At 38.0% G+C, this 12205-nt stretch carries 15 protein-coding genes; 14 read left to right on the forward strand and 1 reads right to left on the reverse strand.

Features of this window, described 5'->3' with window-relative positions; genetic code table 11:
• Window positions 1-9: 9 nt before the first annotated feature.
• The 10 genes from JCM14932_RS00940 (at window position 10) to JCM14932_RS00985 (ending at window position 7452) form a co-directional block, all read left to right on the forward strand.
• Entirely contained in the window at window positions 10-786 is a 777-nt protein-coding gene (locus JCM14932_RS00940) for an SDR family NAD(P)-dependent oxidoreductase (protein ID WP_025023198.1), read from the forward strand.
• Between the two features lie 246 nt (window positions 787-1032).
• A complete protein-coding gene (gene mazE / locus JCM14932_RS00945; protein ID WP_034542295.1) occupies window positions 1033-1254 on the forward strand; it encodes a type II toxin-antitoxin system PemI/MazE family antitoxin in 222 nt (73 codons plus the stop codon).
• Between the two features lie 189 nt (window positions 1255-1443).
• Entirely contained in the window at window positions 1444-2832 is a 1389-nt protein-coding gene (locus JCM14932_RS00950; protein WP_025023200.1) for a coiled-coil domain-containing protein, read from the forward strand.
• A 35-nt stretch (window positions 2833-2867) separates the two neighbouring features.
• Complete coding sequence (locus JCM14932_RS00955; protein ID WP_025023201.1) at window positions 2868-3206, forward strand: hypothetical protein; 339 nt, start codon at window positions 2868-2870, stop codon at window positions 3204-3206.
• Complete coding sequence (locus tag JCM14932_RS15805) at window positions 3206-4006, forward strand: NEAT domain-containing protein (RefSeq protein ID WP_025023202.1); 801 nt, start codon at window positions 3206-3208, stop codon at window positions 4004-4006. Before JCM14932_RS00955 ends, JCM14932_RS15805 begins: the two co-directional genes overlap by 1 nt.
• Window positions 3984-4373, forward strand: a complete 390-nt coding sequence (locus JCM14932_RS00965) for a TroA family protein (RefSeq protein ID WP_025023203.1) — start codon at window positions 3984-3986, stop codon at window positions 4371-4373. Before JCM14932_RS15805 ends, JCM14932_RS00965 begins: the two co-directional genes overlap by 23 nt.
• On the forward strand, window positions 4370-4867 hold the full coding sequence (locus JCM14932_RS00970; RefSeq protein ID WP_025023204.1) for an ABC transporter substrate-binding protein: 498 nt from the start codon (window positions 4370-4372) through the stop codon (window positions 4865-4867). The genes JCM14932_RS00965 and JCM14932_RS00970 overlap by 4 nt, the downstream gene beginning before the upstream one ends.
• Window positions 4854-5816, forward strand: a complete 963-nt coding sequence (locus tag JCM14932_RS00975; RefSeq protein ID WP_025023205.1) for an iron ABC transporter permease — start codon at window positions 4854-4856, stop codon at window positions 5814-5816. The genes JCM14932_RS00970 and JCM14932_RS00975 overlap by 14 nt, the downstream gene beginning before the upstream one ends.
• Complete coding sequence (locus JCM14932_RS00980; protein ID WP_025023206.1) at window positions 5797-6516, forward strand: ATP-binding cassette domain-containing protein; 720 nt, start codon at window positions 5797-5799, stop codon at window positions 6514-6516. Before JCM14932_RS00975 ends, JCM14932_RS00980 begins: the two co-directional genes overlap by 20 nt.
• A gap of 69 nt (window positions 6517-6585) precedes the next feature.
• Window positions 6586-7452: a competence protein CoiA gene (locus JCM14932_RS00985; RefSeq protein WP_025023207.1), complete on the forward strand. Its 867-nt coding sequence runs from the start codon at window positions 6586-6588 to the stop codon at window positions 7450-7452.
• A gap of 3 nt (window positions 7453-7455) precedes the next feature.
• Here JCM14932_RS00985 and JCM14932_RS00990 read toward each other — a convergent pair whose 3' ends face one another.
• Window positions 7456-8106 carry a DsbA family protein gene (locus JCM14932_RS00990; protein ID WP_025023208.1) on the reverse strand — a complete coding sequence of 217 codons (651 nt, stop codon included), beginning with the start codon at window positions 8104-8106 and terminating at the stop codon, window positions 7456-7458.
• 158 nt (window positions 8107-8264) lie between these two features.
• Here JCM14932_RS00990 and yjbM point away from each other — a divergent pair, with 158 nt between their 5' ends.
• Genes yjbM through mgtE form a run of 4 tightly spaced genes read left to right on the forward strand, consistent with a single transcriptional unit; the run spans window position 8265 to window position 12010 of the window.
• Window positions 8265-8921, forward strand: a complete 657-nt coding sequence (yjbM, locus tag JCM14932_RS00995) for a GTP diphosphokinase (protein WP_025023209.1) — start codon at window positions 8265-8267, stop codon at window positions 8919-8921.
• 2 nt (window positions 8922-8923) lie between these two features.
• Window positions 8924-9733, forward strand: a complete 810-nt coding sequence (locus tag JCM14932_RS01000) for an NAD kinase (protein ID WP_025023210.1) — start codon at window positions 8924-8926, stop codon at window positions 9731-9733.
• Window positions 9723-10631: an RluA family pseudouridine synthase gene (locus JCM14932_RS01005; RefSeq protein WP_025023211.1), complete on the forward strand. Its 909-nt coding sequence runs from the start codon at window positions 9723-9725 to the stop codon at window positions 10629-10631. The genes JCM14932_RS01000 and JCM14932_RS01005 overlap by 11 nt, the downstream gene beginning before the upstream one ends.
• 5 nt (window positions 10632-10636) lie before the next feature.
• Entirely contained in the window at window positions 10637-12010 is a 1374-nt protein-coding gene (gene mgtE / locus JCM14932_RS01010; RefSeq protein WP_025023212.1) for a magnesium transporter, read from the forward strand.
• Window positions 12011-12205: the final 195 nt, after the last annotated feature.

Genomic DNA, 12205 nt, shown 5'->3' on the forward strand with positions numbered 1-12205 from the left:
GTCGAGTTCATGAGTTTATTTGAAGAATTAACAGACAAAGTAGTATTGGTCACTGGGGGACATCAAGGAATTGGAGAAGCAGTTGCGAAGACTTTTTTGAATGAAAATTCAGTCGTTATTTGTGCCGATTTGGCTTTTGACAATAACGATATCGCCAAAGAATCAGAACAATTGTATAAGATTCATCTTGATGTCAGTGATGAAGATAGTGTTGAAAATCTTACAGCTCAACTTATCGCCAATAATTTGATACCGAATGTGCTGGTCAATGTGGCCGGGATATCGACAATGAATTATTTGATTGAGAGTAAGACGAGTGACTTCGATAAGACGATTGCTGTGAATACGCGAGGAACATATTTGATCACCAAGTATATCGTCAATGAAATGGTCAAGGCCAAGCGACCAGGAAAGGTTGTCTTGATAGCATCTCAAGCAGGTAAAAATGGCTATCGAGCAATGTCTGCCTATGTTGCATCCAAGCACGCCGTGTTGGGATTAACGAAGACCTTGGCAATCGAAGTAGCTCACGACCGAATCAACGTCAATGCAGTTTGTCCAGGAATCGTTGAAACTTCAATGAAACATCGTGAACGAAAAGACGGTGCTGAAATTCGTGGACTAACACCAGATGACATTGAACAAGAAGATAACAGCCAAGTTCCCTTAGGGAGAACTGGTCAGCCGCAGGACGTTGCGAATGTTGTTTTGTTCTTATCGAGCCACTTGTCAGATTATATGACTGGTCAGGGGATTAATGTTACTGGTGGAATGACTATGAATTAAGAGAGTGGAAGAAGGCGGTCAGACCTTGAGCATTACCTAGGTTAACGAAGGTGCCAACGTAGTTGGTGCATTTGTTAAGCGTAGTAAGCGTAGAGGTTTGCCCTTCTGCAACTCATTTTGAAAAACGAACAATATAATAGAAGAAACAAGAAAAGAAGTTATCGCTTGGTAGCTTCTTTTTTGCGTATTGTTAGGTTTATATCATGTAGAATGTTACTTTGTGAGTACAAAAGGATGGGTGAAATAATGAAAACTATTAAGCAGGATAAGTCAGTGATTTTAAGAATTCCAGAGCAATTTAATATTCCAGAAAACATTGAATATACATTAATGAAAGAATCAGATGGAACACTTATTTTTAAGCCTCAAGGTGAGAATATATTTGAAAGTAGTGGTAATGAACACGCTGATTTACGACCAGATAAAAATCATTTACCAAATAATATTGTTGGACGTGAATTAATATAAATTTTAATGAAAATGGCTTCAAAAGCATAAAATTAGGGTTTATTTACTGTATATATATTTTTGGAATATTTATTATTCCTGAATATGGACGATATGTATTGACGTAGTGAAAACGCTGTTATATTCTTAAATTACATTTATCGATATTAAAAAAGCGATAAACTTCGATTTGATAGGGGAGATTAAATTATGAAGTATAAAGGAATAACACTATTTAGTGCGGCGTTGATTCTGATGGGGAGTGTCGGCACTGCCACTGGTTATATTGCTGACCATCCTACTGAAGTTAGTGCAGCTGGAGTTGATACATCTAGCATTAGTAGTTTATTGAACAGTTTAAGTAGCTTGTTAGGGGCTGGTACAACCGTAAAAAGTGAAGCAGTATCGTCTTCTAATGATAATTCAGCTGCAGATATACAAACTCAAACTGTAAATTATGAAGTTTTGGATCATAGTAATACTGATGAAGATGTACCACCAATGGCTGGAGCAGGTTTTTTTACTAATGAATCAGTTATTACTAAGAATTCAGATGGCGGTTTTGATGTTCAAGTGATTGTAACTGGAACAGGTGTATCAAAAATTACGGTTACTAAGATTAACGGAGTTGCGCCGATAAAGATTGATCCATCAAACGGTGGGAATACACTTCAAACGCATTTCGAAATTGATAAACTAGACGATTTAAAGAATTCAAGAGTACCTTATACCATTAATATGGGGGGAAAGTTTGAGCAGACAGTTGATTTGAAATATGATGCAGATGGTATAACTAGTGCAGAAAAAGTATTTCAAAATGATGACACTAATAATGATAAGAATTCCACAGATGATAAAGTTACAGAACTTCAAAACAATCTGGATGGCATTTCTGACCAAAAAGATGCTCTAGAAACAGCAAATGAAAAATTAGATCAAAGCATCGCCGATCTACAAACAAAATTAGCTCAACTAAAGAAAGACAGCGCCGATTCACCAGCAGCACAAAAAATTATTACTGACGTTTCAGATCAAATTAGTAAGCTACAAAATAATAAAAAAGAAATTGATGGTTTGATTTCTCAACTCAAAACTAAGATTGATACCATTAAAACTGATTTGAAGAATGCAAAGGGTGCTAAAGATGCTGTAAAGGAAGCTGAAATAGAAAAGATTCAAACAGCAATAGATTCAGCTAAGACAGTCAAAAATAATATTGATTCTAAAGTTGATACTTTGAAGTCAGGTATTAAAGCACTAGCTACAACTATTCAACAAAAAATTGCTGACGCAAATGCTACAAAACCACTTGATGTTGATGACGAAACTGACAGTGATGCATCAGATAAAATTACAGGTGAATACAAGGTCCCTTATGTTGTAGATAAAACTGGTACGAATACTGCATCGTTATCATCACAATACTTTACTAAGACGGCTTTTGTAACTAAGAATACAGATGGAAGTGGATTTACCGTTGAGGTACAAATGCAATATCAAAAGGCATTTACTGAAGATGGCGTTAAGATTACAGCGTTAATGGTAAAGCACTTGATCAAAGTACAGTTACAACAACATCTGATGACAATAACTATTTAAAGAGCTTCAAATTTAATATTGGTGACTTATCAGAATTGAACTCTGCAATTCCAGTTAAGATGGATTTGAATATTCCCAACGCTATTACAGCAACTGAATCGGCTGACCTAGTATTTGATACATCTAAGTTACCAATTACTGATCCTAAGAATAACGGTAATGGCCAAGTTCTAGGTTCAGGTAACAATACTGGAACGGGAACTCCATCAACACCAACCAACACTTCAACAAGTGGCGCAACAGGCTCATCGACTGGCACACTACCACAAACAGACGCTAAAGGTTTACCAGTATACATCATGTACGCAGGTTTCATCATTCTAGCTGTTACATTAGCTGGCGCTGGTAAAGTAAAGTTCACAGGTAAAAAATAATGAAGAAGATAGGGTATTTAATTTTTGCCAGTCTAATGTTTTTTATTGTGGCACTGTTTAATAGCCTTCAACTAACGGCAGATGCCGCAACTATCAACTTCAGCGCTTTGAAGTCGGGAACGAGCGATACTAGTTACGCCGATGCCTATATGGTCAAACCGGCACAACTCAATATCGTTAATAATAAGTACCAGGTCACCTATACGATTAAGACGCAAAAGGCGTTGGGTAAGTACCCGGTACAAGTTAAGTCGATGAATGTTAATACCACGGGGATCAAGAATTATGAAGATGGTGGTAATTATTATTCAGCAATCACATTTGAATCTGACCAATTGTCAAATGTCACTGGTACAATGACGATTAATGTTGATTCGTACAATATCCATGCGACCCATACTTTTACTTTGAAGTTCTTCAATATTCCTAGTTTGAGTAGTAGTGGTTCCGCACCATCAGCTTCTTCCAACAATAATGATGGTGGACAAAACACACCGGCGGCTGATGCTGGACAAGCTGATAACGGCGACAATGGTGGGAACTCCGCTGATAGTAACGCTGATAACAGTGCAGCTGATAATGGCGAACGATCCGTTACGATCGGCAAACCTAAGAAGCTAAGTCATGATACCAAGAAAAAAGCTTCAGCTAAGAAATCAGATAGTAAAACCAAAGCTATTGAGAAAAAAGACAAGAAAAATAAAACGAATCATATCAACATTCCAAGAATTACAGCAATCACGACCGTAGTGGCATTGGTTGCAGGCGGAGGATATTTTGCAACGAAGAAATTCTTCTAAAAAAATAATCTTCGTCTTTTTTCTTTGGTTGATCAGTATTATCGCAATATTTTTCTTGCATGATTTATCAGTCAATCAAGCCAAACAAAGTGGTTCAGTTGTAATGACGACCGATGCGCTGACTTGGATGGCGGATGAATTACATATGGACTTAAAGGGGATGCCGAGTTCAGAGTATCCCTTGCCTAAGAATTACAAGGACGTTGAACGAGTGGGGACACCGAATGCTCCTAGTATGGAAAAAATCAAAAAGCTGAATGCAGATTCGGTTTATTCAGTGACTACGCTCAAGGATATGCAGGGGGACAGTTATAAGGCGAATGACATCAATGTTAAGTATGTTAATTTGCAGACGGTCGCAGATTGAAGAAGTCGATGAATATGCTGGCGAAGAAGTACCATAAGGAAACTTATGCACAGGCGTTCATTGATAAGTTGGATAAACGTCAAACGTCGATTGAACAAGAGAATAAGAATCGTCCTCGTCAACGGGTCTTGGTCTTGTTTGGAATGCCCGGTGGTAGTTACTTACAAGCTACTAGTAATTCTTATATTGGATCGCTAGTTGAGATCACCAATAACAAGGTGATCGAACCGAAGAATTCCCATGGTGAATATATTTCTGTCAATATGGAAGAGATTCAAAAGTCCAAACCGGAGATCGTTATTTGTTTAGCACATGCGATGCCTGAGACGGTGGAAAAGTCATTTAAGCAAGAGTTCTCCAATAAGATGTGGCAGTCATTACCAGCGTTTCAGAATAAGAAGGTTTATTACCTGAGAGAACCGACTTATTCATCTACTGCCAATATGAATGTTATTAAAGCGATGAATGGGATTGATAAAATTGTCAATAAGTAAGCAGAGTAAGTTTAATAAGTTTTTGTTCTTCAATATTATTGTCTTATTAATATTTGTCTTCTTGAATATTTTCTCAGGCGACAATAGTATGGTAAACGTCTTTAATATTCAAACGAGTGATTATCCAATTCTCCAGTTGCGAATCAGCCGAACGATGGTCGCGTTATTTACTGGTGGTCTGATCAGTATTGCCGGCTTGTTCTTGCAGCTGATATTTCGTAATAATTTGGTCGATCCGGGATTAGTTGGATTGACTTCTAGTACGAGTTTCTTTAAGAATCTTTTGGCAATCTTTTTACCAGCATTCTTAGGCTCGAACATTATCTACGGGGCTGTGGGATCGTTCATCTTGGTCGCTATTTTGATTTGGTTGAAGTCGAAGAACATTGGGCCGACACGTTTTGTCTTGTTCGGTGTTTGTCTAACGGTGTTCTTCATCAGTTTGAATCAGGTGATGAGTTACATTACACACGCCGACAATTCGATTTTTTCAGGCTTCAATCTAGTCAGTCCTGACGTGACTTATTTGATGGTGATTCTCGGTGGTGTCTTGTTGTCAGTCTTGGTCTTGTTCGACAAGTACATCCCTTATTATTCATTCAATGACAATAAGATCACCGAATTAGGGATTGATATTAAAAAAATAAATATTTATATTCTCGTTCTCATAAGTATTATTATTGCGACGATTGTTGGTATCGTGGGTGAATTCCTCTTTATCGGAATCGTTATTCCCAATATCGTTAAGTCGATCAATGGCACTAAGACGGAGAATTATTTCTTCGATACGGTTTTATTAGGTGCTAACTTGATGCTTACCTCTGATTTTATTGGTCGCAATCTGTTCTTCCCAGTCGAAGTCCCAGCCGGATTGATCTGTAGTTTGATCTGTGCACCGATCCTATTTTATTTTGTATTGAGAGGTAGCCATGGAAGCAAGGAATATTAGTTATTCATATGATGATAATTTAATAATAAATAATTTGTCAGTGGCACTCCCAGAACGTGGTGTGACGTCACTGATCGGTCCTAACGGTAGTGGTAAGAGTACCTTGTTGAAGATTATGACGGGGCAGATTCAAGACTACAAAGGGCAAGTTTCATATCGTAACACTGACTTCTTGAGTATGCCGATTAAGCAGCGTTCACAACTGGTGTCGTACTTCAATCAGCGTGAACGTGTCTATGGCTTGATCAGTGTGCGGTCGATCCTTGATATGAGTAATCAGCAGAATATCGATTACATGGAATTCGTGAATTACTTTGGCTTAGCTGACAAGTTGGATGAATCCTTCAACAATCTATCTGGTGGGCAGCAACAAGTTCTATTAGTCTTATCAGTCTTAATTGAGAATACTAACTATGTCTTTTTGGATGAACCGTTCAACAATCTTGATCCATTGTACAAGGCGAAGCTGGTCAATTTAATTCGCTTCCGAAAACAATATCAGTCATTCTTCATTGTTGATCATGACATTGATACGTTAGCAATGTTGTCAGACTGGGTTTTGTTATACAAGAATGGGATGATCGTCAATGGTGGTGATCCGTCGATTCTTGATAGTCGGAATCTGGGTTATGTATTCAATACTAATTTTCAGACTTATTTTGATGGAACTGGTCACAAGCGATTAGTTCAGTATTTTTAAACAAGGGAGTGTGCATAACTTGCACGCTTTTTTTATTTTTCACGTAATTTAGTTTAAGAGGTGAAGAATATGTATGCGGCACTTAATCAAGATAAGCGACTGACTAATGCAGTTGAGAGTAATTTCGAAGATAAATATTTTTGTGTAAAATGTGAGCGACCGGTGATTCTGATCAAGAATGATAACAATGCTTTTTTTAAGCATGAGACGGCGAATCACAATGAGGAGAATGAACGTGATATTCACAAGAAGGGTAAGGAGCTGATTGTCGATGCATTGAAGATTCTCGGATATCAAAATATTGAGTCGGAGTATTATTTGAAGACGATCAAGCAGCGGCCAGATATCTTCATCAATCGCAAGACAATTATTGAATATCAGTGTGCCAAGATCAATGTGGATAAGCTGTCGAGTCGGGTCGAAAGTTACCATGCGTTGAAAATCCCAAATATTTGGATATTAGGCGGTGAATACTTGTCTAATAAAATTGACCGGGCACACCTGAAGTTCATCTCATATCGCAAACCATGGGGGTTCTACTTGATTATGTTGGATTCAGAGCATGAACAAATAAATTTGTTTTACAGTATAAAATTATTTGGGCCATTTAATAAAATTAGATATAAGCAAAAATCCTTTTTGATCGAGGATATTCAGCAGTTGTTAGAGTTCAAGGCTAATTTGAATCAATCTATCTCATTAGAGATCAATCCGTATCAATTGGATAAGATTCGAAAACTCAAAGGTAAGAAGGCTGATGCATTGAAATTAAAATTCTATCAATCTAACAAGCAGACGGTAGAAGATTTTTTGAAGCAAAAAAAATTCGGCTCACTCAAGCCGATTTATCAGAATCATCAGTGGAAATTGATTTGTGGGGAGCAGCCGGAATACTTGCGCCAGCCGTTTTTGCGGACAAAAAAAGAAGATAACTAATTGTTATCTTCTGAATTGGTCAATACTTACGACAGTACTGTTATTGATATAAGCTGGTTTAACTTGTGGCATCGTTGATTCAAGCATCATTGTTAAGTTGTGATTGATGACTTCTTCCGATGTCTTGCTCCCAAAGTCGTTGATCATGAGACCTGGTTTATCAGGATGTTCATTATCGAAGATGACGATAGTTGGGGCTTTTTCGATATGCATTTCCTTAGATAACTGTTTGTCTCGTTTGATTCCAAGTTCAACACATTCGCTATTTTTTTCAGTCATTATGGATTTGTAGTCCAAGCCACTGTTTACGATAGCTGTTTTAACAGTTTCATCATTAAAAGGATTATCCTGGATGTTGATCTGTTCTTGTAAGTTCATTAAAAAGTTACGAGCCTTTTTATTTCCTTGACACGATGCGGCTTTGTATAAGCGAGCTGCTTCTTCTACTTCTTGTGTAGCTTTAGCACGTTGTTCCAAGTCGCATAACTTATAACCTTGTAATTGAATGTATTCATTGATTGTTTCCATGTTAAAATTTGTAACAAAATGATATTGTGTTTCAATTTCGTGTTTTCTTGTGAAGTCAATAATTGATTGTTCGACCTTTAGGCAATACGAACATACGGGATTTATATAAATAAATACTTCCCACATTTTGATTCCCTCCATCTCTTTAGCATAGTCATTCTAACAGCAATATTATAAAAGGTAAAATTTTTAACTCACGAGTCTATTTTTTTCGTAATTTTCTCATTATAGTGCAACTCACTCGGAATTACGATATATTAAATAAGGAAGTAAGTGGGGTTATCATGACAGAAATCAAATGGAATGAGTTTTTGATACCATATTCACAGGCAGTGGATGAATTAAAGATCAAGTTTAGAGATCTCCGTAAGGAATTTCTCGAAAAAAACGAACACTCACCAATTGAATTCGTGACTGGTCGTGTTAAAACTATCGACAGTATCAAGGAAAAAATGCGCCGTCGTTATATTTCCGAAGATCTACTGGAACAAGATATGCAAGACATCGCCGGGATCAGGATCCAATGTCAATTTGTTGAAGATATCTATGACGTTGCTAGACTATTACATATCAGAGAAGATATGCGTGTGATCGAGGAACGTGACTATATCGCCAACAGTAAGTCAAGTGGTTATCGTTCATATCATGTAGTTATAGAGTATCCTATTCAGACAGCTAATGGCCAGAAAAACATCTTGGCGGAAATTCAGATCAGAACTTTGGCGATGAATTTTTGGTCAACGATCGAGCATTCACTTAACTACAAGTATCAAGGTGATTTCCCAGAAGAAATCAATGAACGTTTTAAGCGTGCGGCTGAAGCGTCATTCATGCTGGATGAAGAGATGTCAAAGATTCGTGAAGAAATTCAAGATGCACAACAGTATTTCACCGATCGCAAGCGGGATGTAAATAATACAACGGAGCATAAGGATAAATAATAATGAAATTTTGGGTAAACAATAATAACAAGGAGCAGTCGATAGCTGCTGCGAATAAGATCAGACAGGATTTGGTTGATAATGGAATGGAATTAGATCGACGTGATCCGTTGTTAGTGATCAGTGTCGGTGGCGATGGAACACTTTTGAGCACGTTCCATGCTTATGCTGGACACTTGGATACAGTCAAGTTCTTGGCGCTGCATACCGGACACTTGGGGTTCTATTCTGACTGGACTGATAAGGAGATCGATGAATTAGTCGACTGTATTATCAAGTGCAATGAGAAGATTCCATCGACTAGTTATCCACTATTGGATGTCAAAGTTGAACGTGTCGAAGGTGAGTCGTTCCACGAAACAGCCATCAACGAGACGGTTATTCGTCGTTTGTCAGCTCTAACTATGAAGACGAGAGTCAATCTCGATGGAGAATTCTTTGAGAATTTCCGTGGGGATGGACTTTGTTTTGCGACACCTACTGGTTCAACGGCCTATTCTAAGGCTATCGGTGGAGCTTTGATCCATCCTAAGATCAGCGTCTACCAAATGGTTGAAATGGCTTCAATCAATAATCGTGTCTACAGAACTATTTCCTCACCAATTATTATTCCTCACAATCAACAAGTTGATCTTTATCCACACAAGGCTGATGACTACGTTATTACTTGTGATGGGATCTCAACTAAGTTAAAGAATGTCAAGAAGATCTCAGTTAAGTTGAACTATCAACGTGCTCAGTTTGCCCAATATCGTCACCGCCACTTCTGGACGAGAGTAGAGACTGCCTTCTTAGGTCAGGATGAGCAGTAGCAACCGGTATTTAAAATTCACGATCAAAGATACTGATAAGAAGAAGCTTCGCAAGTTCTTAGAACACCAACATTTTTCTTCGAGTCAATTACATAATTTGAAAAATAAAGGCGGTCAAATTTTCGTTAATCATAAGCAACGGCACTTTGATTTTGAGATGAAAACAGGGGATTCACTGTTAGTAGTTTTGAATGACGAGAAGCCTTCCGGCTTGATCGAACCAATGGCGGGCAGCGTCGATGTTGTCTATGAAGACGAGTATTTATTAGTTGTGAATAAGCCACCTGGAATAGCTAGTTTACCTGCTAAGGCAAGGACTAGTAAGACGATGGCAAATGTTGTTAAGTATTATTTAGCAGCAAAACATGAGAACAGTTCGATCCACTTGGTAACAAGGTTGGATCGTGATACTTCAGGATTAATGGTTTTTGCCAAAAATTCATATACACATTCTTTATTAGACCAGATTTTGCATACCGATGGTTTCAAGAAGTATTATCTGGCAATAGTATATGGACAAATGGAGCCTGCTTCAGGATTGATTGATCTACCAATTGGAATCGATTCGAAGGCTTATTATATGCGAGCAATTGACTGGCAAAAAGGCAAAGATTCGCAGACAATGTATAAAACAGTAGAAAAGTTCAAAACAGCCAGTCTGTTGCAACTGAAACTACTGACGGGGCGGACACATCAGATTCGTGTTCACCTAAGTGCAACGGGACATCCGATCATTGGGGACGAGATGTATAGCCACCAAAAAGATAGTCGAATGAATCGTCAAGCATTGCATTGTTATGAGTTAGAAATCATTCATCCTGTAACGAAAAAACTACTAAAAATAAAGGCGCCAATCCCCCAAGATATGGTATTGTTAAGGGGTATGTTAAAGGGGTGAGAGTAATGGATGAAAATGAAAAAAGACTGCAAGAAAAATTTGCACAACTAAAAACTTATCTAGACAAAGGTGATAAGAAACGATTTCGAAAGACTTATCTAGATATGCATTTTTATGACCAGAGTACTTTCTACCTTACCTTAGATAAACCAGAACGTTTAAGTTTGTATTCACTACTAGAACCAGATGAAATGGGTGACATGTTCGATACTATCGAAGATGACTTACCAGAAATTCCCGAATTCTTAAAAGAAATGGATCTGGATTTTGCGGCAGAAATGCTAAACGACATGTATGATGATAATGCTGCCGATGTTTTGGAACATTTGGATAAGGCTGATGTCGACCGATTCTTAGGTCAGATGCCAAGAGCAGATGCCAACAATCTTCGTGGATTGTTACATTACGATACGGAGACTGCCGGTGGTATCATGACAACGGACTATGTTCGTTTTCATGAAGAAGAGACCGCAGGTAATGCTATCAATGATCTGCGTAGTTTTGCTGAAACAGCTGAGACGATTTATTATTTGTACGTCTTAGATAATCACGATGACCTGGTCGGAGTTATGTCGTTGCGTGATCTTATTATGTTGAATCCCGAGGATACGTTAGGTGAGAAGATGAACAGCGACGTTATAACAGTGAACGTTGATGCGGACCAAGAAGAAGTTGCTAAGGTCTTCAGAGACTATGAGTTCCTTGCTGTTCCCGTTGTTGACCATGCTAATCAGATGGTCGGTATCGTTACGGTTGATGATGTTATTGAAGTTATCGATGACGAATCATTACAAGACTATTCAGGACTTGCTGGTGTTAGTGTCGATGAGACAGATCAAGATAATCCTCTCAAAGCAGCATCCAAGCGTTTGCCTTGGTTGATCACTTTGTTATTACTAAGTATGATCACAGCTACTTTGATCAATCATTACGAAGGCTTATTGGCGGAAGCAAGTATCCTAGCGGTATTTATTTCAACCATTACTGGTACAGCCGGTAATGCTGGTACACAGAGTTTGGCTGTCGCAGTGAGGCGATTAGCTGTTGAAGAAATCGATCGTCATGAGTTCTTCAAGTTAATTGGTAAGGAACTTCTGACGGGATTTATTACGGGTGTTGTAACGGGAATTTCAGTTACTCTATTAGTAGGATTGTGGAAACACAACTTTATTCTCGGAATGGTTATTGGTCTGGCAATGTGTGCCGCGATAACGGTCGCCAACTTAGCTGGTAGTTTGATTCCAATGCTGATGTCCAGCTTTGGATTTGATCCAGCTGTTGCCAGTGGTCCATTTATTTCAACACTTAGTGATTTGACCAGTGTATTGATCTACTTCAGTATTGCTGGATTATTTATGCAATCATTTGTACGAATGTGAGTAAGGGTGGTCTTGATGATAAATTAGGGCCACTTTTTAATTTAATTAAAAAATTTATTTATCTTAATAAATGCCTATTTAACGGTAATAGTTGCCGTAGATTGCATTTAAATGGTGTTTGTATTTCAAAAACAGGCTTGCACAATAAAAAAAATAATGCTAAGTTATGTGCATGTTAAAAGTAACTGAGAAACA

Source organism: Companilactobacillus nodensis DSM 19682 = JCM 14932 = NBRC 107160, from assembly GCF_000615905.1.
GTDB classification, from domain to species: Bacteria; Bacillota; Bacilli; order Lactobacillales; family Lactobacillaceae; genus Companilactobacillus; species Companilactobacillus nodensis.